Source organism: Kitasatospora sp. NPDC088391 (assembly GCF_044753345.1).
Lineage (GTDB): Bacteria > Actinomycetota > Actinomycetes > Streptomycetales > Streptomycetaceae > Kitasatospora.
Genome location: NZ_JBIVNB010000010.1, coordinates 272,464 through 294,055, shown reverse-complemented (window position 1 = coordinate 294,055; position 21,592 = coordinate 272,464). Strand labels below are relative to the sequence as shown.

Annotated in this window: 20 protein-coding genes; 10 read left to right on the top strand and 10 right to left on the bottom strand. The window is 75.5% G+C overall.

Going from position 1 to position 21,592, the window contains the following annotated elements; genetic code table 11:
- Positions 1 to 27: 27 nt before the first annotated feature.
- From ACIQBJ_RS27680 to ACIQBJ_RS27670, 3 genes are all read left to right on the top strand, one after another.
- Entirely contained in the window at positions 28 to 411 is a 384-nt protein-coding gene (locus ACIQBJ_RS27680) for a F0F1 ATP synthase subunit epsilon (RefSeq protein WP_400715782.1), read from the top strand.
- Between the two features lie 128 nt (positions 412 to 539).
- The gene (locus ACIQBJ_RS27675) at positions 540 to 1,040 is read left to right on the top strand and encodes a DUF2550 domain-containing protein (RefSeq protein ID WP_400715847.1); all 501 of its coding nucleotides are present in this window, start codon (positions 540 to 542) and stop codon (positions 1,038 to 1,040) included.
- Between the two features lie 128 nt (positions 1,041 to 1,168).
- Complete coding sequence (locus ACIQBJ_RS27670) at positions 1,169 to 1,741, top strand: cob(I)yrinic acid a,c-diamide adenosyltransferase (RefSeq protein ID WP_400715780.1); 573 nt, start codon at positions 1,169 to 1,171, stop codon at positions 1,739 to 1,741.
- Positions 1,742 to 1,748: 7 nt separating this feature from the next.
- Here ACIQBJ_RS27670 and ACIQBJ_RS27665 read toward each other — a convergent pair whose 3' ends face one another.
- On the bottom strand, positions 1,749 to 2,294 hold the full coding sequence (locus tag ACIQBJ_RS27665; RefSeq protein ID WP_400715778.1) for a hypothetical protein: 546 nt from the start codon (positions 2,292 to 2,294) through the stop codon (positions 1,749 to 1,751).
- A 59-nt stretch (positions 2,295 to 2,353) separates the two neighbouring features.
- Between ACIQBJ_RS27665 and ACIQBJ_RS27660 the strand changes: the two genes are divergently transcribed.
- The 4 genes from ACIQBJ_RS27660 to ACIQBJ_RS27645 all read left to right on the top strand — a co-directional run bounded on the left by ACIQBJ_RS27660 (position 2,354) and on the right by ACIQBJ_RS27645 (position 7,347).
- The gene (locus tag ACIQBJ_RS27660) at positions 2,354 to 3,544 is read left to right on the top strand and encodes a sensor histidine kinase (RefSeq protein WP_400715776.1); all 1,191 of its coding nucleotides are present in this window, start codon (positions 2,354 to 2,356) and stop codon (positions 3,542 to 3,544) included.
- Complete coding sequence (locus tag ACIQBJ_RS27655) at positions 3,541 to 4,197, top strand: response regulator (protein WP_400715774.1); 657 nt, start codon at positions 3,541 to 3,543, stop codon at positions 4,195 to 4,197. Before ACIQBJ_RS27660 ends, ACIQBJ_RS27655 begins: the two co-directional genes overlap by 4 nt.
- Positions 4,198 to 4,652: 455 nt before the next feature.
- Positions 4,653 to 4,988 carry an STAS domain-containing protein gene (locus tag ACIQBJ_RS27650; protein ID WP_400715772.1) on the top strand — a complete coding sequence of 112 codons (336 nt, stop codon included), beginning with the start codon at positions 4,653 to 4,655 and terminating at the stop codon, positions 4,986 to 4,988.
- Between the two features lie 130 nt (positions 4,989 to 5,118).
- On the top strand, positions 5,119 to 7,347 hold the full coding sequence (locus ACIQBJ_RS27645; RefSeq protein WP_400715770.1) for an ATP-binding protein: 2,229 nt from the start codon (positions 5,119 to 5,121) through the stop codon (positions 7,345 to 7,347).
- Between the two features lie 7 nt (positions 7,348 to 7,354).
- Here ACIQBJ_RS27645 and ACIQBJ_RS27640 read toward each other — a convergent pair whose 3' ends face one another.
- From ACIQBJ_RS27640 to nucS, 3 genes are read right to left on the bottom strand one after another with little or no spacing between them, the layout of a single operon-like run.
- A complete protein-coding gene (locus ACIQBJ_RS27640) occupies positions 7,355 to 8,341 on the bottom strand; it encodes a nucleotidyl transferase AbiEii/AbiGii toxin family protein (RefSeq protein WP_400715768.1) in 987 nt (328 codons plus the stop codon).
- Positions 8,338 to 8,991 carry a hypothetical protein gene (locus ACIQBJ_RS27635; protein WP_400715766.1) on the bottom strand — a complete coding sequence of 218 codons (654 nt, stop codon included), beginning with the start codon at positions 8,989 to 8,991 and terminating at the stop codon, positions 8,338 to 8,340. Before ACIQBJ_RS27635 ends, ACIQBJ_RS27640 begins: the two co-directional genes overlap by 4 nt.
- A 33-nt stretch (positions 8,992 to 9,024) precedes the next feature.
- Positions 9,025 to 9,684, bottom strand: coding sequence for an endonuclease NucS (nucS, locus tag ACIQBJ_RS27630; RefSeq protein ID WP_400715764.1), 660 nt, complete (start codon positions 9,682 to 9,684; stop codon positions 9,025 to 9,027).
- A gap of 509 nt (positions 9,685 to 10,193) precedes the next feature.
- Between nucS and ACIQBJ_RS27625 the strand changes: the two genes are divergently transcribed.
- Positions 10,194 to 10,586 (top strand): SCO5389 family protein, encoded by a 393-nt coding sequence (locus ACIQBJ_RS27625; RefSeq protein WP_400303572.1) that lies wholly within the window; start codon positions 10,194 to 10,196, stop codon positions 10,584 to 10,586.
- 83 nt (positions 10,587 to 10,669) lie between these two features.
- Here the strand turns inward: ACIQBJ_RS27625 and ACIQBJ_RS27620 are convergent, their stop codons facing one another.
- Positions 10,670 to 11,785, bottom strand: a complete 1,116-nt coding sequence (locus ACIQBJ_RS27620) for an LLM class flavin-dependent oxidoreductase (RefSeq protein ID WP_400715845.1) — start codon at positions 11,783 to 11,785, stop codon at positions 10,670 to 10,672.
- A gap of 417 nt (positions 11,786 to 12,202) precedes the next feature.
- On the opposite strand from ACIQBJ_RS27620, the gene ACIQBJ_RS27615 reads away from it, so the two are divergent.
- Positions 12,203 to 12,517: an ATP/GTP-binding protein gene (locus ACIQBJ_RS27615; RefSeq protein WP_400715761.1), complete on the top strand. Its 315-nt coding sequence runs from the start codon at positions 12,203 to 12,205 to the stop codon at positions 12,515 to 12,517.
- 7 nt (positions 12,518 to 12,524) lie between these two features.
- On the opposite strand, the gene ACIQBJ_RS27610 is transcribed toward ACIQBJ_RS27615, so the two are convergent.
- Together ACIQBJ_RS27610 and ACIQBJ_RS27605 are read right to left on the bottom strand one after the other, a co-directional pair.
- A complete protein-coding gene (locus ACIQBJ_RS27610; RefSeq protein WP_400715759.1) occupies positions 12,525 to 13,292 on the bottom strand; it encodes an ABC transporter permease subunit in 768 nt (255 codons plus the stop codon).
- A gap of 1 nt (position 13,293) precedes the next feature.
- Positions 13,294 to 14,256, bottom strand: a complete 963-nt coding sequence (locus tag ACIQBJ_RS27605; RefSeq protein WP_400715757.1) for an ABC transporter ATP-binding protein — start codon at positions 14,254 to 14,256, stop codon at positions 13,294 to 13,296.
- Positions 14,257 to 14,353: 97 nt separating this feature from the next.
- Between ACIQBJ_RS27605 and ACIQBJ_RS27600 the strand changes: the two genes are divergently transcribed.
- Entirely contained in the window at positions 14,354 to 15,157 is an 804-nt protein-coding gene (locus ACIQBJ_RS27600; RefSeq protein WP_400715755.1) for an alpha/beta fold hydrolase, read from the top strand.
- Between the two features lie 98 nt (positions 15,158 to 15,255).
- On the opposite strand, the gene ACIQBJ_RS27595 is transcribed toward ACIQBJ_RS27600, so the two are convergent.
- From ACIQBJ_RS27595 to mce, 3 genes are all read right to left on the bottom strand, one after another.
- Entirely contained in the window at positions 15,256 to 16,185 is a 930-nt protein-coding gene (locus ACIQBJ_RS27595) for a cellulose-binding protein (RefSeq protein WP_043916053.1), read from the bottom strand.
- A gap of 108 nt (positions 16,186 to 16,293) precedes the next feature.
- Positions 16,294 to 20,631 carry a hypothetical protein gene (locus ACIQBJ_RS27590; RefSeq protein ID WP_400715752.1) on the bottom strand — a complete coding sequence of 1,446 codons (4,338 nt, stop codon included), beginning with the start codon at positions 20,629 to 20,631 and terminating at the stop codon, positions 16,294 to 16,296.
- A 351-nt stretch (positions 20,632 to 20,982) separates the two neighbouring features.
- A complete protein-coding gene (mce, locus tag ACIQBJ_RS27585; RefSeq protein WP_400715750.1) occupies positions 20,983 to 21,417 on the bottom strand; it encodes a methylmalonyl-CoA epimerase in 435 nt (144 codons plus the stop codon).
- Positions 21,418 to 21,592: the final 175 nt, after the last annotated feature.

Here is a 21,592-nt window from a genome sequence, read left to right as displayed (position 1 = left end):
GCAGTTTCAAGAGCCAAGGAGCCCACGTTGGCTGAGCTGCACGTCGAGCTGGTCGCAGCCGACCGCAAGGTGTGGTCCGGTGCGGCCACCATCGTCGTCGCCCGGACCGCCTCCGGTGACACCGGCATCATGCCCGGCCACACCCCGGTGCTGAGCGTGCTGGAGACCGGACCGGTCACCATCCGCACCGCCGACCAGGGCACGGTCGTCGCCGCGGTGCACGGCGGCTTCATCTCGTTCGCGGACAACAAGCTGTCGATCCTCGCCGAGATCGCCGAACTGGCGGACGAGATCGACGTCGCCCGCGCCGAGCGCGCGCTGGAGAACGCCCGGACCGAGGCCGACTCGCACGCCGAGCGCCGCGCCGAGGTCCGCCTGGTCGCCGCCGGCGGCCTGAAGGCGCACCACTGAGCTCGATCTCGACCGACGGTCCCGGGGACGCCTGTAGCGTGACCCCGGGACTGTCGTATCAGTTGGTAGGAAAGAGCGGCCGCCGGTCGGCCGTCACGGGGACGAAGGCAGCGAGGAGGTAGGTGAGCGTGGTCCTCGCCCTGGTGGTGTGCGTGTCCGTAGTGGTCCTCGCGGTAGCGGGCCTGCTCTGCTTCGCGGTCCGCCGCCGGCTGATCCAGCGGGTCGGCGGCACCTTCGACTGCTCCTACCGCTTGAAAATGCCGGCCGACGCCTCCACGCAGCCGGATCTCGACGAGAACGGCAAACCCACCTCCGCCCCGGTCCCGCAGACCGACGGCAAGGGGTGGGTTTTTGGTATCGGCCGGTACAGCGGCGACTCCATCGAGTGGTTCCGGGTGTTCTCGTACGCCCCGCGGCCGCGCAAGGTGCTGCCGCGCACCGAGATCGAGGTGCTGGGCCGCCGCTACCCGCAGGGCCAGGAGGAACTCGCCCTGCTCTCCGGCTCCGTGGTGCTGCGCTGCCTGCACAAGGGCGCCCCGCTGGAGCTGGCGATGAGCGACGACGCGCTCACCGGCTTCCTGGCCTGGCTGGAGGCGGCGCCCCCGGGACAGCGGGTCAACGTCGCGTAGCGACGAGACCCGCAGGGTGGGGGTCCCCCCGGCCGAAGGCTGGGGGATGGGTGAACGTCGCGTAGCTCACTCCGTAGGGGTGTGAGTAGGCGTTAACGCGGTGCGGTGCGGCGGCTAGGCTGCCGGGCATGGTGAACCTGACGCGCATCTACACCCGGACCGGGGACGACGGCACGACCGCGCTCGGCGACATGAGCCGGACCACGAAGACGGACCCCCGGCTGATCGCGTACGCGGACACCAACGAGGCGAACGCGGCGCTCGGCGTGGCCCTGGCCGTCGGGCAGCTGGACGAGGAGCTGGTGACCGTCCTGACCCGGGTGCAGAACGACCTGTTCGACGTCGGGGCGGACCTGGCGACGCCGATCGTCGAGGACCCGAAGTACCCGCCGCTGCGGGTCGAGCAGTCCTACGTCGACCGGCTGGAGGGGGACTGCGACCGCTTCCTGGCCGAGCTGGACAAGCTGCGCAGCTTCATCCTGCCCGGCGGGACGCCCGGGGCGGCGCACCTGCACCTGGCCTGCACGGTGGTGCGGCGGGCCGAGCGCTCGACCTGGGCGGCGATCGAGGTGCACGGGGACGGCATCAACCCGCTGACCGCGAAGTACCTGAACCGGCTCTCCGACCTGCTGTTCATCCTGGCGCGGACCGCCAACAAGGAGCGCGGGGACGTGCTCTGGGTGCCCGGCGAGAACCGCTGACGGCCCGTCAGGCGCGCGGCCGGGGGCGCTCCCGCTTGGGGAAGAGCGTGTAGCTGGCCGCGACCACCAGGTTGACCGCCACCGCCACGCCCATCCGCGGGTACCAGGAATCCAGGCCCGCGGTGCGGGCGCCGTCGCCGACCAGCCACTGGACGGCCCCGATCAGCGCGACCGTGACCACCGCGGCGAGCAGCGTCAGCCCGCACACGCCCCACTCGTAGCGGGCCCGCGCCGCACCGTACTTCGGCATCCCGGCGGGCTTCGGCCCGCCGGCCAGGCGGTGCGCGGCATGGCCGTCCGCCCAGCGGACCAGGCGGCGGCCGTACGCCACCGAGAAGCCGACGTAGGCGGCGGCCAGGCCGTGCGTCCAGTCGGCGGTGGCGCCGCCGCGCAGGTCGGCGACGGTGGCGCCGAGGATCACCAGGTCGACCACCGGGAGCAGCGCCAGCAGCACCGCGCCGGTGCGGCGCCGGCGCAGCCCGTACCGGGCCAGCAGCCCGGCCGACAGCACCACCCAGAAGCCGATCTCACCGGCCACGATCAGGGAAACCATGCTTCGATCCTCCCCGCGCGCGGGCGCGCCCGCATCGACCGGTCGGACGGAGTGCTGGGATGGGGGCTGTGAGGCTCACCGACCGCCAGGAGGACCTGGCCATCGCCGCCGCCGGGCTGCTCGGCGGCCTGCTGCTGCTCGCGTTCCGGGCCTACGAGGCCCGGCCCGGGCTGCCGGTGTGGGCGGTGGCGCTGCCGCTGGCCGCGATGGCGGCGCTGGAGCTGGTCCGCCGCCGGTGGACGGTCTGGACGGTCTGCCTCGGCGGCGTGCTGTTCGGCGTCGCGGTGTACCTGGGCTCGCTGATGGCGACCCTGCTGATGTACACCGACCTGCTGTACGCGGCCACGCTGTACGGGCCGCCGCGGATGAGCAGGGTGCTGCAACTGACCGGCGCCGCCTCGACGCTGGTGCTGTCCGGCCTGACCTGGCGGTACGGCTCGGTGCCCGGGGCGCTGCTGATCGCCGTGTTCTGCGGGCTGGTCTTCCTCGCCCCGGTCTGGACGGCCGACCTGCTGCGCCGGCACCGGGACCGGGCCGAGGCCGAGTGGCTGCGGGCCGAACAGACCGCGCTGCTCGCCGAGTTGGACCGGCGCGGCGCGGTCGCGGCCGAACGCGCCCGGATGGCCCGCGAACTGCACGACGTGATCGCCAACCACCTGTCGGCGATCGCCATCCACGCCACCGGCGCGCAGGCCGTGGCGCGCCGTCAGCACCGGGAGCGGGACGAGCCGTTGGTGGAGGCGCTGGCGGTGATCCGGGAGAGCAGCGTGCAGGGCCTGGCCGAGATGCGCCGGATGATCGGCCTGCTGCGCGCCGACGACCCCGAGGAGCCCTCGGTGGCGCCCCGGCTGGCGGCGCTGGACGTGCTGCTGGCGCAGGCCGGGGCGGCCGGGCGGGCGGCCGGGCTGAGCTTCGGGCTGACGGAGTCCGGGGAGCGCGGCGAACTGCCCGCGCCGCTGGAGCTGGCCGCGTACCGGATCGTCCAGGAGTCGCTGACGAACGCCGTCAAGCATGCCGCGCCCGGCCCGGTGCGGCTCCACATCCGTTACGGGGAGGGCGAGTTGGAGATCCTGGTGGAGTCCGCGCACCGGGCCGGGGAGGGCCGGCCGGTGCCCGGGGCGCGGGCCGGGCTGGTCGGCATGGGCGAGCGGGCCCAGCTGCTCGGCGGGGAGTTCACCGCCGGGCCGGACGGGGACACCTGGCGGGTCCGGGCGGTGCTGCCGCGGTCGGCGGGCGGGGAGCGGTCGTGATCCGGGTACTGGTGGCGGAGGACCAGGCGGCGGTGCGCACCGCCCTGGTGCTGATCCTGCGGGCCGAGGAGGACGTGGAGGTGGTCGGTGAGGCCGCCGACGGCGAGGAGGCCGTCCGGCTCGCCCTCGCGCTGCGGCCCGACGTCGTCCTGATGGACGTCCGGATGCCGCGGCTGGACGGCGTCTCCGCGACCCGGCAGGTGGTCGCCGCCGGGGCGGCGCAGGTCCTGGTGCTCACCACCTTCGACCTCGACGCGTACGTGTGGGGCGCGCTGCGGGCCGGCGCTGCGGGCTTCCTGCTCAAGGACCTGGAGGCGGACGCCCTGGTCGAGGCCGTCCGGACGGTCGCCCGCGGCGACGGCGCGCTCGCCCCCTCGGTGACGCGGCGGCTGATCTCCTCCTTCGCCCGCACCGCGCCCCCGCTGGCCGCGCCCGCCGGGGACGCGCTGGCCGCGCTCACCCCCAAGGAGCGGGAGGTGCTGGGCTGCCTCGGCGCGGGCCTGGCCAACGCCGAGATCGCGGCCCGACTGCACACCGCCGAGGCCACCACCAAGACCCACGTCAGCCGCATCCTGGCCAAGCTCGGGCTGCGCAGCCGGGTGCAGGCCGCGATCCTCGCCCAGGAGCTGGGAGTTCCGGTCCCCGGCGAGTGACGGCCGGGGCCGGGGGCGGCAGCGCGGGGAAGGGGCGGCAGGGGCGCAGATCACACCCCGTCCGGCGCAGATCACACCGCCGGAAGGCACCACGGCGGGTGTGCTCGCACTAGAGTCCGGCGAGAGCGCCGCCGCTCCGCAGCCCGCCCGTGCTGTCCGGAAGCGGGACGTTCGGGGCAGTCGGGTGAGTTTGCTCACGGTCCGCCCGCAGACGGGTGATTTGGGCGGTAATCGAGCGTAGGTATGAGGTCGTCCTGCGTATATTCCCTCGGACGGGTGAAGTTGAGGGGCAGTCCGGCGGCTGACAGCAACCTGCGGAACTGGTTCACCGTCAGATTCAGGAAGGGGCCGTGCGGCGCGACGGCACGACTGCCCGCGCGAACGGCACCCGGTACCCCGGGCGCGGACGCACCGCAAGGACGGATGTACGGCGGACGGCCGAGGAGGAGGACAGCGTGCGCATCACCGGGGACCACACCGGAATGGCCATCGAAGGACGGCTCGACGTGCGCAGCGCCGCCGACGCCCGGGCCCTGCTGCACGCCGCGGTCGACGGCGGCGAGGGCGACCTCGTCCTCGACCTGGGCCGCCTGGAGTTCTGGGACGCCACCGGGCTCGGCGTCATCATGGGCACCCACCGCCGGGCCGGCCGGGCCGGCCGCCGACTCGTCCTGCGCGACGTCCCCGGCCAGCTCCAGCGCCTGCTGGTCGCCACCCGGCTGCACCGCATCCTCGCGGTCGAGGGCTCCGTGCAGGACCCGTACGGGACGACGCTGCCCGCGCTCGGCTGAACCCGGCCCGGTGGCCCGCCGCCGTTCCGCATGCACGTGACAGCCGGGCCGGTGTGGTGGGCCCGCGCAGGGGTGTGGGAAAGTCTCCGGTCAGGTGTCCGAGTTGGCGGGGTTGGCGGGGAGCAGCGACGTGGGTCAGCCGAGCGGGGAGTTCCGGGGGGACGGGGTGCGCCCGCGGAGCGGGGAACTGGTCAGCGGTGAGCGGCTGGTGGTGGTCGGCGGTCCCGAGGGCTCGGAGGCCCGGCACTGCCCCGACGAGTGGCTGCCGCAGCCCCGCCGGATCAGGGGACTGGTCCAGGCCCGCCCCGAACTCGGCCCCAGCCCCGCCGTCGGACCGCTCGCCCTCGGCGCCGGACCCGGCGACCTGCGGCTGCTCGACCGCGACGGCGACATCGAGGCCGTCCTCGGACAGCTCCGCGAGGGCCGCTCGGTCCGCCTGGTCGGCCAGGCCGGCTCCGGCCGCTCCGCGCTGCTCGCCGCCGTCGCCGAGGCCGCCGCGGAACTCGCCCCCGACGGCGTGGTCCGGATCGGCGGCTACCGCAGGACCGCCGCCGACCTCGCCCAGGAACTGTTCGCCGCCACCCACCACGCCCCCGACTTCCGCCCCGACCGGGAACAACTCGCCGAACTGCTGGCCTCCGTCGCCGCGGTGGTCGCCGTCGACGACGTCGAGCTCACCGGGGAGGAACTGGAGGACCTGCTCGCGCTCGCCCCCGAGTGCGCCTTCCTGATCACCACCGTGCCCGGCGGCCCGCCCACCCCGCCCGGCTCGCGGCTGCGCGACCACTTGGTCGCCGGCCTGTCCCGCCCCGCCTGCCTGACCCTGGCCGCCCGGCTGACCGGCCGCCGGCTCGACGACGCCGAACGCGCCTGGGCGGTCGACCTGTGGTTCGAGTCCGAGGGCCTGCCGCTGCGCTTCGTCCGGGCCGCCGCCCTGCTCCGCCAGCGCGACATCACGGTGGACGCGCTGGTCGCCGCCCAGGAGGACCGCCGGAGCGTCTTCGGCTTCGCCAACCCCTACGAACTGCCCCGCGACCCGGCCGAGTTGGAGAACGAGCTGCGCCAGCAGGTGCCGCTGCCCTCGGTCGGCGAGTCCGCCGCCCCCGCCCGCCGACTGGTCCAGGGACTCGGCGAGTCCGCCCGCCGGGTGCTGCGGCTCGCCCTCGCCCTCGGCGGCGACTGCCCGACCGCCCCGCACCTGCCCGCGCTGATCGACGTCGGCCTCGGCGAGAGCGCCCTGCAGGAGCTCGTCGAAGCCGGCCTGGCGGTCTCGGTCGGCGGCCACCACCGGCTCACCGAGGGCGTCCTGGCGGCGCTCGCGCCCGACGCCGAGGACACGGCGGACGGCCTGCCCGCGCCCTTCGCCCCCGGCGGCATCGCGCACGGCGCCGCCCGGCACCTGGCCTGGTGGGTCGGGCACGCCTCGGTGTCGACCCGCCAGGTCGCCGCCGAGGCCGAGGTGATCCTCGCCGTGCTGCGCGCCGAACGGGACGCCGACCGCCCCGAGGAGGTGCTCCGGCTGGCCCGGGCAGCCGCGCCCGCACTGGCGCTGTCGCTGCGCTGGGGCGCCTGGGAGAAGGCCCTCCACCTCGGCCTGGAAGCCGCCCGGACCCTGGGCGCCAACGCCGAACAGGGCTGGTTCCACCACGAGGCGGGCGTGCTCGCGCTCTGCGCCGGCAGCCCGCAGCGGGCCGTCGCCGAACTGGAGGCGGCCGTCGCGCTGCGGGCCGCCGCGGGCGAGCAGCGCGGCGCCGCCGGGGCCCGCCGGATGCTCGACCTGCTCCGGGCGGAGGAGACCGCGGCCCTCACCGCCGGACCGGCCGCCGCACCCGCCCGGCGCCGCACCATGCGGGCGATCGCCCAGGTCCCGGGCCGGCTGCGCGGCCGGGCGAGCGGCGGGGCCCGCCGCACCGCGATGGCCGCGGGCGCCGCCGTGATGGCGCTCGGCGTCCTCGGCACCGCGGTGGGCGTGGCCCTCAGCCAGGGCGAGGAACCGGCCGCCAAGCAGCCCGGCACCTCCACGGACGACCTGCCGGTCACCGGCGACACCCCCGGCACCCCGCGACCCGGCACCACGCCGTCGCCCACCGCACCCGGGAGCACCGGCCCCGCCGCGAGCGCGTCCCCCACCGAGAGCCCCGCGGACTCGGCGAGCCCCTCGGCGACCCGCCGGGCCACCACCTCGCCGAAGCCGAGCGGCAGCGCCACCACGACCAAGCCCGGCACGCCCGTCACGTCCAACCCGGTGACCGACCCTCCGGCGTCGCCGAGCACCGGTCCGTCGGCCAGTTCCTCCGCCTCGTCCTCGGCCCCGCCGACCGACCCGGGCAGCCCCTCGCCGTCCGCCCCGCCGTCCTGACGCCCCGTCAGTCCCTGGGTCGCAGGCCCCAGCCCGCGGCCCACCAGCGGGCCCGGTCGGACTCCGGGACCTCGGCGAAGGTCGGGGCGAGGGCGGCGGCGAGGGCGCGGTGGTGGTCGGCCTCCTCGCCCGCGAGGTGCGGGTGCTCGGCGACGAAGTGCTCCCACTCGGTGCGGTGCGCGCCCGCGCCGGGGACGGTGTCCGGGCCGAGCGGGTGCCAGGCGTGGCCGGTCTCGGCGCCGACCGTGAACACGTCCCGCAGCACCGCGTAGCGCAGCCGGGTGGAGCCCGCGAGCAGGGCCGCGTCGTACAGGTCCTTGCCCTGCGGGTGGGCGTCGGTGTGCAGCCACATCAGCTTCCAGGCGAGGGACAGCTCCTGGCCGGCGATGTTCAGCAGCGCGTCCGGCACGACCTCGTACGGCTCCGGCGGCGCGGGCAGCCGCTCGTTGAAGACGAAGTCCACCTGGACGGTGCCGCCCGGCAGGCCGTCCGCCTCCCAGGGCAGCAGCAGGCGGCGGCCCGGCACCCGGTCGTACGTCCAGATGTCCTCGGTGGCGGCCTCGCCCGGCAGGAAGCGCACCGGGGCCGGCTCGGCCGCCGCCGCCCGGACCAGGCCGTACAGCAGGTCGTCGGTGCGCGGGTCGCCGATCATCCAGTCCTCGGGGACCACCACGAAGTCCAGGTCGCCGGGTTCGCGGGCGGCCGGGCCGAACCAGGCCCGCAGCAGCACCGAACCGCGCAGCACCAGGTGGTCGACCCAGCCGGAGTCGGCGACGGCCCGCAGGACGGCGTCCATCGCGGCACGGCGGGCCGCCGACCAGGCCGCGGCGAGGGCCGGGTCGGCGAAGCGCGGGTCGCCGGGGCGGTAGGCGTTCGCGTACTGCTTCAGGGCCGGGTCGAACAGGACGGGCTGCCGGGCCCGCGGGTCGTCGATCGGACGAAAGGTCGGGGGCAGGGCGGTGTAGCGCTGCCGGGCCTGCCGGGCGTCGGTCACGGGTGCTCCTCCGGGTCGGGGTCGTCGAGCCAGCCCGCGTCCAGGGCGAGGGCGGAGTCGTGGACGACGTACTCGCGTTCGGTCTTCAGCGGGGGGAAGCCGGCGGCGCCGAGGGCGGCGGTCAGCCGGTCCAGGCGGACGCCGGCGGTGGTCAGGCCGACCCGGTGGCAGCGCTGGGTCACGAAGTAGTGCCGGTGGCCGTCGGCGGTCGTCCGGCGGGCGTTCCAGGAGACGTGGGCGTGGTGGCCCGCGGCGGCCGCGACGAGGTCCGCGCGGGGCGTTCCCGGGGCCGTCCGGACCTTCACGTGGTGTTCGAAGTAGTGGGCGGGGTCGGCGAGTTCGGCCTCCGCGTCGGTGACCGGGACGCCCGGGGCCCAGGGGGCCGCCTCGATCTTCACCCGGACCGGGGTGAAGCCGGCGGCCCGCAGCCCCGCCGCCTCGGCGGCCGCCCGGCGGTGCTGCGCGGCGAGCGTCCCCTCGGCCCGCCAGCTCAGCATCGGCTGCGAGGGGTGCCGGCCGCGGGCCAGCAGGATGTGGGTGCACTCCAGGCCCCGCGCCCCGGCCCAGGACGCCACCGCCCCGGCCTCGGCCGGGGCCAGCGTCAGGTGCGTCTCGTACGGGCCGGTCGCCCCGGTGCTTCGAACAGGCATGCGGGGATTCTGGCAGCCCGCGGGGACAGGCCCCTAGAAGAGCTTGAGCTTGTCGTCGTCGATGCCGCGCAGGCCGTCGTAGTCCAGGACGACGCAGCCGATGCCGCGGTCGGTGGCGAGGACCCGGGCCTGCGGCTTGATCTCCTGGGCGGCGAAGACGCCCTTGACCGGGGCCAGCAGCGGGTCGCGGTTGAGGAGTTCGAGGTACCGGGTGAGCTGCTCGACGCCGTCGATCTCGCCGCGCCGCTTGATCTCCACGGCGACGGTGGCGCCGTCGGAGTCGCGGCAGAGGATGTCGACCGGGCCGATCGCGGTCGGGTACTCGCGGCGGATCAGCTGCCAGCCCGGGCCGAGCACCTCCATCCGGTCGGCGAGCAGCTCCTGCAGGTGGGCCTCGACGCCGTCCTTCACCAGGCCCGGGTCCACGCCGAGTTCGTGCGAGGAGTCGTGCTGGACCTCCTCCAGCGTGATGATCAGCTTCTCGCCGGCCTTGTTGGTGACCGTCCACACCGGGCCGTCCTCCTTCAGGGAGCACGGCGGGGACATCCAGTTCAGCGGCTTGTAGGCGCGGTCGTCGGCGTGGATGCTGACGCTGCCGTCGGCCTTCACGATCACCAGGCGCACGGCGGACGGCAGATGTGCAGCGAGGCGGCCCGCGTAGTCCACGGTGCATTTGGCGATGACAAGGCGCATGGGGACAAGCCTAAGGCCCGCCGGGAGTGCCTCCGGACGTGTTCGATTCCGGCGGTCGGACGGAGCGCGGACGAAGTGTGCGCCCCCCGGCGAAGCGGACCCGGACGCTCCCCTCGGCAGTGCGGCCGGGCGGCGGCGAATCCCGAGACAGGCGGCCGGACCGGAGCGGGTGCCGGAGCCGTTTGAAGCGAGTGCGCGCACGGCGGGTGTCGCCCGGCCGGGAGGGGCGAAACATGGTGATCGCACGGGCACGCGCGGTGAGGCGTGCCAGGTCGGCGCACTGGGTTGGGACACGTCGGAATCCGGCCAATCTCGGCTTCCGCACGGAGTTTCGGGCGGTCAATCCGCCGAATCCCGCGCCGGTCGGGGGGCGGCCTGCCACGCTGGTCTGACCCCCTGGCCAGGACACCGGCGCGCGGCACGTCCACCGCACGGCCGCGCACGCACCTCAGCACACCGGCACCACCGCCCCGGCGAGCCCGCCGGAGCGGACCGCGAGAGGAGAACCCATGTCGCTCGACGTCTCACCTGCCCTGTTGGAGAAGGCCGAACGGGGCGAGGTCGACGAGCGGGAGTTCGTCGACTGCGTCCGCACCTCGCTGCCCTACGCCTGGGACATGATCAGCTCGCTGGTCGCCCAACTCAAGGTCGACGGAACCGACTTCGCCGACAACGAAGTCCCCCCGCCGAGCGAGCAGGAGCGCGGGCAGCTGCTCCGCGCGATGGCCAGCGACGCCATCCGCGGCGCCCTGCAGCGCCACTTCGGGGTCCAGCTGGCGTTCCAGAACTGCCACCGGGTCGCCGCCTTCGCCCCCGGCCCGGACACCGCCGAGCGGCTGGCCCGGTTCACCTCCGTCCGGGCCCAACTGCTCAACCAGTCGCCGGAGCTGCGCGACTGCTGACCCGCCGTCGGCACCGCCGACCGGCGCACCGAGCGCGGGCCGCCCCGGCCGTACCGGGGCGGCCCGCGGGTGCGCCCGGGCGGTCAGGACAGCTGCGGCAGCACGTCCGAGCCCAGCCGGGCCACGTTGTGCAGGGTCGCCGCGGTGTCGCCCGAACCCTCCACCAGCAGCGCGAACCGCCGGATGCCGGTGCCCTCCGCCGTCGCCAGCAGCCGGTCCGCGCACTGCCGCGGCGTGCCCACCGCGTGCAGGTCGCAGAGCAGTTCGGTGTACGCCCGCGGGTCGCGCATCGAGCGCTCCCGGCCGTCCACCGTGCGGTGCGCGCCCAGCCCGTGCGCGAAGAAGTCCGGCATCGCCCGCAGCAGCCCGGCCCGGGCCGCGCCCGCCCGGTCGTCGATCTGCGCCACGCCCGCCGCCACGTGCTCCCGCTCCACCCGGGCCAACTGCTCCTCGCCGCGCCCCGTCGCCCGCCAGGCCGCCCGGTACGCGGCCAGCATGCTCCGCTTGTCCTCGTCGCCCGAGTGCATGCCCAGCAGCATCGGCAGGCCCCGCTCGGCGGCCGTCCGCACCCCGTTCGGCGAGGTGCAGGCCATCACCACCGGCGGGCCGGAGCGGGCCGCCCGCCCGTCCTCCTTGCGCTGCCGCGGGATCACCGGCGCCGCGCCCTCCAGGCCCAGCCAGCCCGCCAGGTCCGCCCGCCGGACCGGCTCCGCGGCCCGCGGCACCACCGCCACCTCCGGGAAGTCGAACTGCGGCCCCGACGCCCCCACCCGCGCCCCGCGCAGCCAGGCCAGCAGCAGGTCGAGCCGCTCCGGGAAGCCCCGCTCGTACGCCTCCGACCCGGTGCCGAACACCGCCAGGTCGATCCACGGCCCGCCCCGGCCCACGCCCAGCGTGAACCGCCCGCCCGAGGTCAGGTGCAGCAGCGCCGCCTGCTCGCCCAGCGCCACCGGGTGACGGGTGCTCAGCACGCTCACCGCGGTGCCCACCCCGATCCGCCGGGTGCGCCCCAGCAGCATCGCCGCCAGCGTCGCCGCGTCCGGGCACACCCCGTACGGGACGAAGTGGTGCTCGGCCAGCCAGACCGCGTCCAGCCCGGCCCGCTCGGCCGCGCCGGCCGCCGCCAGGGTGCGGTCCAGCGCCTCCTCGTGGCCCTGGCCGGGGAACTGGGCGGACAGCAGGAAGGCGCCGACCCGGATGCCGTCCGTGTCGGCGCCCCCGGCCCGCTCCGGCCCGGCCTGGACGGCCGGCACCACCCCGCTGCCGGCCGTCCGCGGGCCGGCGGAACGGGGCTCGGGCCGGGCGGTGGTCTTCGTCATCGGGATGCCTCCTCGGTGGGCGCGGGGCCCGCGAGCCCTGCCGTGTCACCACGTGAGTAACCCATGTCATGTGCCAATGGCACGCGGAACCCGTGATTTCGCCGAGGAAAGGGTGGATTACCGCCGAATCGCGGGCAGGGCCCCGGTGGTCCGTGCTATTGGCGCGGGAGGGGCGCACGGGACACCGGAAGCCCCCCGGGGTACAACGCGGCCGGACGGCTCCGGTCACTGCCCGGCGGCCGCCCCGCCGGGCCCCGTACCCTGGAGGGACAGCGCGCCCGACCGAGAGGCAGTCACGTGTCCCCCCGCCGCAACCGGATCGACAGGCCCGACGAGAGCGGCTCCGCCGCACCGACGGGCGGCTCGCTGCGCCGGGTCGAGGAGTACCGCGGCGAGGACTGGGTGGTGCAGACGGTGGCCGGCACCGCCGGGCGGTTCTACCGCTGCCCCGGCTGCGACCAGGAGATCCCGCCGGGCGTCGGCCACGTGGTGGCCTGGCCCGACCACGGCGGGGGAGTGGACGACCGGCGGCACTGGCACCGGGCGTGCTGGGGAGCGCGGGAGCGCCGCGGCTCCAACCTGCTGCGGGGCCGCGGCGCTCCGAAGTACTGACGGTCCGTCAGGCATCCCGCTTCTTCAGCACCAGGTAGCCGCAGAGCAGCGCGGCGGCCGCCCAGGCGGCGCAGATCAGCAGGCCGGTCCACGGCCCGTACGGCTGGTCGGCGGGCTGGTAGACCTGGATCGACCGGGAGCCGGCCCAGTCCGGGAAGTAGTGCGCGACGGTCTTCACCTTCGGCACCACCGACAGGATCGGCGAGAGCAGGAAGAAGAACGGCACCAGGATGCCCAGCGCCAGGGTCTGGTTGCGCAGCAGCACGGTGATCCCGGCCGCGAACAGGCAGAGCAGGGTCAGGTAGCAGGCGGCGCTGAACACCGCGCGCAGCACGCCCTCGTCGCCCAGCGAGGTGGAGTGCTCGCCGAGCACGGCCTGCGCGACGAAGAAGGTGACGAACACCGTCACCAGCGAGACCGCGAAGGCCAGCCCGGCCAGCACCGCCGCCTTGGCGGCCAGCAGCGTGCCGCGCTGCGGGACGGCGGCCAGCGAGACCCGGATCATGCCGCTGCTGTACTCGTTGCCGATCGCGAGCACGCCGAACACCACGATCGCCAGCTCGCCGAGCATGATGCCGGAGAAGGCCGTCCCGGTGGCGTCGAACGGCGTGCTGGAGTCCTTGGTGATGTCGGCGAAGTTGTTCTTGGTCACCAGCGACAGCAGGGTGCCGACCAGCAGGGTGACCACGAAGGTCAGGGCGAGCGTCCAGACGGTGGAGCGGACGCTGCGGATCTTGGTCCACTCGGACTGGGCGACGGCGGGGAAGGCGGCCATCTCAGTTCTCCTTTCCGGCCCGGTCGGCGCCCCAGACGGGCTGCGGCTGCCCGGTGGGGCGGCCACCGGCCTGGTACTCCACCGAGTCGGCGGTCATCTGCATGAACGCCTCCTCCAGCGAAGCCTGCTGCGGGCTCAGTTCGTGCAGGGTGATGCCGTGCGCGGCGGCCAGGTCGCCGAGGAAGACCGGGTCGCCGTCGACCACCTCCCAGGTGCCGTCCGGGCCCTGCTCGGGCGTCAGGCCGGCACCGCGCAGGGCGTTCAGCAGCTGCTCCTGGTGCGGGGTGCGCAGCCGCACCGAGGAGCGGGAGTTGCGCTTGATGAACTCGGCCATCGGCAGGTCGGCGAGCAGCCGGCCGCGGCCGATCACCACCAGGTGGTCGGCGGTCAGCGCCATCTCGCTCATCAGGTGCGAGGAGACGAACACCGTGCGCCCCTCGGCGGCCAGACCCTTCATCAGGTTCCTGATCCACAGGATGCCCTCGGGGTCGAGCCCGTTCACCGGCTCGTCGAACATCAGGGTCTTCGGGTCGCCGAGCAGCGCGGAGGCGATGCCCAGGCGCTGGCCCATGCCGAGCGAGAAGCCGCGGGCGCGCTTCTTCGCGACCGAGGTCAGGCCGACCAGCTCCAGCACCTCGTCGACCCGGGCGCGCGGGATGCGGTTGGACTGCGCCATCCACAGCAGGTGGTCGTAGGCGGTGCGGCCGGGATGGACGGCCTTGGCCTCCAGCAGGGCGCCGATCTCGCGCAGCGGGTCCCGGATGTCGGCGTAGCGCTTGCCGCCGATGGTGACCCGGCCGCCGGTCGGCTGGTCGAGGTCGAGGATCATCCGCATGGTGGTCGACTTGCCGGCGCCGTTCGGGCCGAGGAAACCGGTCACCACTCCCTCCGGGATCCGGAAGTTCAGATCGGTGACGGCCAACTTGTCACCATAACGCTTCGTCAGATGGTGCAACTCGATCATTTACCACTCCTTGGTCCGGAGCCAGGTTAGGACAAAAAACCGACAAAACGGACTATCGTCGCCCGGGGCGTGCCCGACGGGCCCTACGGTGGAGCCCATGACCTCCCCCAGCGCGCCGACCGTCCGCGAGAACGGCACCGGCACCCCGCTCGTCCTGCTGCACGCCTACCCGCTCTCCGCGCGGATGTGGGAGGCCCAATTGGAACGGGTACCCGGCCCGGCCGGGGACGACGCCCGGGTCGTCGCCCCGGACCAGTTCGGGTTCGGCGCCGCCCCGCTCGACGACCGGCCGCACACGCTGGACGACGCCGCCGACCGGGTGGCCGACCTGCTCGACCGCCTCGACCTGGAGCGTGCCGTGCTGGGCGGCCTCTCCATGGGCGGGTACGTGGCGATGGCCTTCGCCCGCCGGTACCCCGAACGCCTCGCCGGACTCGTCCTCGCCGACACCCGGGCCACCGTCGACACCGAGGCCGGCCGGAACAACCGGGAACGGATCGCCGCCGCCGTGCTCGCCGCCGGGAACGTCGACCTGCTGATCGAGGAGGGCACCGCGGAGAACCTGCTCTCGCCCGGCGCCGAACCCGAACTCGTCGACACCGTACGGCGGATGATCGCCGAGGCCGACCCGGCCGCGGTCGCCCGGGCGCAGCGCGCGATGGCGGCCCGCCCCGACTCGCTGGACGACCTGGCCGCCCTGGAGGTGCCCGCCGCGGTCATCGTCGGCGAACTCGACACCATCACCCCGCTCGCCGAGGCCCGGATGATGGCCGAGGCCCTCGGCGACGCCGAACTGACCGTCATCCCCGCCGTCGGCCACCTCTCCCCGCTGGAGGCCCCCGAGACCTTCAGCGCCGCCGTCCGGGCCCTGCTCAAGCGGGTCAAGCAGCACGGCGCCTGACGGCCCGTCGGAGAACGGCGGCCCGCCGGGGAACGCGGGAGGGCCCGGAGCCAGACGGCTCCGGGCCCTCCCGGACGCTCAGCGGTCCGGACGACGGGTCAGCGGGACTGCTGCGCCGGCACGCCCAGGGAGTCGTCGGTCGGCAGCGTGGCCGCGGCCACCGCCGCGCCCGTCAGGGTGGCCAGCATCTCGCGGACGTTGGTCAGCTGCGCGTTGATCGAGTCGCGGCGGTTGGTGAGCGCCGCCAGCTCGCGCTCCGACTCGCTGCGGACCCGGTCGGCCTTGGCGTTGGCGTCGGCCACGATGTCCTCGGCCTGGCGCTGCGCCGTCTCGATGGTCTGGCGGGAGCGGCGCTCGGCGTCCGTGCGCAGCTTCTCCGCCTCCAGGCGGAGCTGCTCGGCCCGGTGCTCGATCTCGGCGAGGCGCTTCTCGGCCTTGGCCTGACGGGCCGCCAGGTCGCGCTCCGACTGCTCCCGGCGCTTGGCCAGGTTGGTCTCGAACTCCAGCGCGGCCTGCGCGGCCTTGGTGCGGGTCTCCTCGAAGAGGGCGTCCGCCTCCTCACGCTTGTTCTGCGCGTCCTTGTTGGCCTCGGCCCGCAGCTGCGCCGCGTCCGACTTCGCCTTGTCGACGATCCGCAGACCCTCGTCCTCCGCCTTGGCCTTGCGGTCCTTGGCGTAGTTCTCGGCCTCGGTGCGGACCTGCTGCGCGGCGGCCTCGGCCAGCTCGCGGTGCTGCTCGGCGGCGCGGTGCGCCTCGTCGCGCAGGTCCTTCGCCTCTTCCTCGGCGAGGCGGAGGATCTTCTCCACCCGGGCGCCGAGGCCGGCGTAGGAGGGCTCCGCCTCGGTGACCGCGGCCTGCGCCGTCTGGGTCTCCAGGTGGAGTTCCTCGATGCGCTTCTCCAGCGCGCTGATCCGGGAGAGCGCACTGTCGCGGTCGGCCACCAGCTTGGCGATCCGCTCGTCGACCTGGGCGCGCTCGTACCCACGGCGTACCAGGTCGAAGCCGTGCGGGGAGTGACTGTCGCTCATGGGATTTCTGGGCTTCCTGTCGTCAAACCGCTGAGATGGTTGAGGGAATCCTGACACGGTACCGGAGTGTCAACGGCGAAACACCGTTGGTTCGCGGACAATGACCGCTCAATCGGGTGGCGCGCCCCCGGAGCGATTGCCTCCCGACCGCGGAGAGCCCACCCCGGCACCGGCCTTGGGCCCTCCGTCCTTCCTGTTTCCCCCGCTGTTGTGGCCCGACGACGCGGGCGACTCGAAGGCCTCCAGCGCCGACAGCACGTCCTGGACCCGAGAGATCTCGGTGTTGATGTCCTTGCGGCGACGGACCAGTTCGTCCAACTCCCGCTGGCCCTCGTCGGTCACGCGCTTCGCCTCGGCCCGGGCCTCGGCGAGCAGCCGCTCCGCCTCCTCGGCCGCCAGCCGCACCTGCTCCTCGGCGTCCGAACCCGCCCGGCGGACCCGCTTCTCGGCCTCGTCGTCGGCCCGCTTCAGCCGGGACGCGGCCTGGTCGGCGGCCGCCTCCACCTGCTCCTCGGACTCCATCTCGGCAGCCTTCAGCTTCGCCTCGGCCTTGATGATCAGCGCCTCGGCCCGGGTGGTGGAGTCCGCGAGCTTGTTCTCGGCCTCCTTCAGCAGCGTCTCCGCCTTGCGCACCGCCGCGATCCGGACCCGGCCCGCCTCCGCGGACGCCTCCGAGGTCAGCTCCGCGGCCCGCGCCTCGGCCGCCGCGACCAGCTCCGCGGCCCGCTCCTCGGCCTCCGCGACCTGCGCCTGCGCCTGCTCCTCGGCCTCGGTCAGCTGCTCCTGGGCCGCCGTCACCAGCGCGTCCACCCGCTCGCCGGCCGACTTCATCGCCTGCGCGTTCTCCTTGCGGGCGCGCTCGTGCAGCGACTCGATCTCCGCGTCGGTCCGCTCCCGCAGCTCCTCCGCGCGCTCCCGGATCGCCGTGGAGTCCCGGCGGGCCTCGGAGAGCAGCGCGTCCGCGTCCGCACGGGCCTTCTCCACCTCGGACGTGCCCTGCGCCTCGGCCTCCGCGCGCAGCCGCTCCGCCTCCTGGCGGGCCGCCGACACCATCGCGTCGGCCTGCTCCTCGGCCGCCGTGGCAGTGGCCAGCGCCTCGGCCTGGGCCTCCTCGCCGAGCTGCTCGGCGTCCGCGAACGCCTTCTCCAGCACCGACTTGGCCCGGTCGCGGGTCGACCGGTCGTACGCCTCGGCGGCCTCCCGGGTCTCCCGGTCGAAGGACTCCGCGCGGGACCTGATGTCCGCGTCGAACTCCTCCGCCAGCGTCCGGGTCGCCAGCGCGTACTCCTCGGCGTCCGCGCGCAGCGCCGCCGCCCGCTCCTCCGCCTCGGCCAGCGCCGCCATCGCCAGCTCCTCGGCCTCGGCCAGCGCGCGCTGCGCCCCGGCCTCCGCCCCGGCCTGCTGCTGCCGGACGAACTCGGCCGCGGCCTCCCGGAGTTCGGCGGTCTCCCGGTCCGCGGTCGCGCGCAGCTCGCGGTCGTACTCCGCGGCGGCCGCGCGCAGCTCGGCGACCTCGCGCTCGGCGGTCTCCCGCAGCTCGGCGATCTGCCGGCTCGCGCCCTCGTGCAGGCCCGCCACCGACTGCCGGACCTCGGCGGCCTCCTGCTCGGCCGCCTCGACCAGCGCGGCGGCCCGGGCCTCGCCCTGCGCCCGCACCTCCTCGGCGGCCCGCTCGGCGGCCTCCCGCAGCTCGGCGGCCTCCCGCTCGGCGGACGCCCGCAGCTCGCGGTCGTACGCGGCGGCGGCGGTGCGCAGCTCGGTGCTCTCGCGCTCGGCGGCGGCCCGCAGGTCGGCGGTCTCCTGGTCGACCACGGCGCGCTGCTCGGCGGTCTCGCGGTCGGCGCTCTCGCGCAGTTCGGCGACCTCGCGCCCGGCGGTCTCCCGCAGCTCGGCGCTCTCCCGCTCGGCCGCGGCGCGCTGCTCGGCGGTCTCGCGGTCCGCGCCCTCGCGCAGCTCGCGGTCGTACTCCTCGGCGGCGGCCCGCAGCTCGGCCGCGGCGCCGGCCGCCTCCTCGCGCAGGCGGGCGGCCTCGGCGCGGTCGGCCTCGGCCTCGGCACCCAGTGCCGCGGCGTCCGTGCGGGCGGCGGCGAGGGCCTGCTCGGCCTCGGCGCGCAGCTGCCCGGCCTCGGCCTCGGCGGCCGTCCGGACCTGCTCGGCCGTGCCGTCCGCGGCGGCCCGGATCGCGGCCGCCTCGGCGAGCCGCTCGGCGCTCTCGGCCTGCTCGCGCTCCAGCTCGGCGCGGGCGGCCTCGCGGGCGGCGGCGGCCTCCTCGCGCAGTGCCGCCGCAGCGGCCTCGGCCTGCTCGGCGACCAGTCGGGCGGCCTGCTCGGCCTCGGTCCGGACGGTCTGCCCGGCCTCCTCGGCCTGCGCCCGGTGCTCCTCGGCCCACTGCGCGGCGTCGGCGCGCAGCGCCTCGGCGGCGGCCCCGGCCTCGGCCCGGACGGTCGCCGCGGCGGCCTCGGCCTGCTCGCGCAGCGCGGCGGCGTCCCGCTCGGCCTCGGCCAGCCGCTCGTCGGCGGCCTCCTGGGCCGCCGTCAGCTTCTCCCGGCGCTCCCGCTCGGCGGCGGCGGTCAGCTTCTCGCCCTCGGTGCGGGCCCGGGTCAGGGTCTGCTCGGCCCGGCCCTGCACGGCGGCGGCCTGCTCGCGGGCCTCGGCGCGCAGCCGCTCGACCTCCTCGGCGGCGCCGGAGCGCAGCGCGTCGGCATCGGTCTTGGCGGTGGTGAGCAGCTCCTCGGCCTGCTTGGCGGACTCCTCGACCTGGACGGCGGCCTGCCGGCGGGCCTCGGCCCGGACCCGCTCGGCCTCCGCCTCGGCGGCGGCGCGCTGCTCCTCGGCCTGCTCGCGGGCGGTCGCGGCCTCGGCCTGCATCCGCTCCAGCTGCTCGCGGATCGAGGCGGCGTCCTCCATCGCGGCGTTCTGCGCCTGCTCGACGGCCTCGCGGGCCTGCTCCAGCAGGGTCCGCGCCTCGGACTTGGCGTGCCCGACCAGCCGCTCGGCCTCCGCGGCGGCCTCGCCGCGGGTGGACTCGGCGTCGGTGCCGGCCCGGGCCAGCACCTCCTCGGCCTGCTTGGCGGCGCGGGCCAGCCGGAGCGCGGCGTCCTTGGCGCCCTCGGCGCGGCCGGCCTCCTCGGCCTCGACGCGCAGCCGCTCGGCCTCGGCGGCGGCGGCCTCGCGCAGCGCGGCGGTCTCGCCCTCGGCGGCGGCCCGCTGCTCGGCGATCTCCGCCTCGGCCTCGGCGCGCAGTTCGGCGGCGACCGACTCGGCGGCGCCGCGCAGCCGCTCGCTCTCCTCGCGGGCGGCGGCCCTGGCGGCGTCCGCCTCGGCCTGGACGGTGGCGGCGGCGGAGCGGATCAGGTCCGCCTCGCGGGTGGCGGCGGCCACCATCTTGGCGATCTCGGCGCGGGCGGTCGCGGAGCGCTGCTCGGAGGCGGCGGCGCCGTCGGCGACCTTGCGCTCGGCCTCGCTGGTGGCCTCGGCCTGCAGGCGCTGCGCGGCGGCGGTGGCCTCCTCGCGGGTCCGGGCGGCCTCGGCGCGGGCCCGCTCGGTCTCGGCCAGCGCCTCGGCGCGCAGCCGCTCTATCTCGGCCTGGGCGCCGGCCAGGGCGGCCTCGGCGCGCTCCTGGTCGGAGCGGGCCTGCTGCTTGAGGGCGGTGATCTCGGCCTCGGCGGCGGCCAGCTTCTGCTCGGCGGCGGCGTGCGCGTCGGCGAGCTGCTGCTGGGCGGCGCCGAGGGTGGCGGCGCGGTGCTCCTCGGCCTGGGCGCCGGTCTGCTGGGCCTGCTCGGAGGCGGCCCGCAGCAGGCGTTCGGCGTCGGTCTGGGCGCGCAGCAGGGCGGCCTGGGCCTGGGCCTGGGCCTCGCCGCGGGCGGCGTCGACGTCGGCGGCGGTCTGGGCGCGGGCCTGGTCGGCGAGCGCGGCGGCCTCGGCGCGGACCGCGGCCATCATCCGCTCGGCCTCGACCCGGGCCTCCTGGAGCAGGCGCTGGGCCTCCTGCTCGGTGCCGGCGCGGGTCTGCTCGGCCCAGTTGACGTTCTCGTTGACGTGGCGCTCGGCGGCGGCCCGGAACTCGGTGAGCTCCTCCTCCAGCCGGCGGCGCCGGGCGTTGAACTCGGCCTCCAACTGGGCGGTCCGCTCGGCGGCCTCGGCCATCATCCGCTGGGTGGCGGCCTGCGACTCGCGCAGCGCGCGCTCGGCGTCCGCGCGGAGCGCCTCGGCCTGCATCTCGGCGTTGCGCAGGACCTGTTCGGCCTGGCCGGAGACGGAGTCGAAGGCGCGCGGCTGGGCGAGCTGCCGGCGGGCCTCGTGCAGCTTGGCCCGGAGCACCTCCACCTGGTAGGCGAGGTCGTCGGCGTGCTCGACGGTCTTGTCCCGCTCCTTGCGGGCCTTCTCCAGCTCGGCCTCGAACTTGGAGAGGTGATCCTCAACCTCGTAGCGGTCGTAGCCCCGCACTCCGCGGTCCCATCCATCTCCTGGTCGCGTCCTCGACCGGGCCGGTCCGTCCCGCAGCCTGCCGGGTCGGACCGGTTGGTCCTTGCCACCGCTCCGCCGTCCGGGTGGACTGCCGAGCGATCTGTTGCCTCTGGAGAATGGTGACAGATCCGAACGGCGACCGTTCGGCCGTGCCCGCGTCGTGGACTCCCCTGCGGTGCGCGGACCGGTGGTACCTGCGCACCTGGGCATTGTAGTGGGAGCCGCTGCGGGGGGAATGGGGGCGAGGGTCTTTTCGGAAGTTACCGGCCGGTTCGTTACCGGACGGCCCGCCCCGGCGGCGGCCGCCCGGTGCTCGGCCCGGTGCTCGGCTCAGTGCTCGCCGGGCTCCGCGGAGGTGACCAGTTCGGTCAGCACGCCGCCGCAGTCCTTGGGGTGCAGGAAGGTGATCCGGGAGCCCATCGAGCCGCGCCGCGGCTCGTCGTACAGCACCCGCACGCCCTTGCCGGCGATCGCGGCGGCGTCCCCGTCGACGTCCGCGGTGCCGAAGGCGATGTGGTGCACGCCCTCGCCGTTCTTGGCCAGCCACTTGGCGACCGTGGAGTCCTCCCGGGTCGGCTCCAGCAGCTGGAGGTAGGAGGCGCCGCCGTCGCCGGTGTCGTTGATCTTCAGCATGGCCTCGCGGACGCCCTGCTCCTCGTTGACCTCGGTGTGGAACACCTCGAAGCCGTAGGTGGAGCGGTAGAACTCGACGGTGCGGTCCAGGTCGAAGCAGGCGATGCCGATGTGGTCGATGCGGGTCAGCACGGTGGAGTCCTCCGAGGGGTGCGGACGGGAACGAGGGTGGCACTCAGTGCAGCGCATCGCGGCGGGCGCACGCCAGCGGCGCGCCCTGCGAGTCTGCTCACACGCCCCTGCCCGGTTCCGGCACGGTGTTCACTGGGCAGTGCCAGTAGCGCTGATCACATCGTCCCGGCGGTGA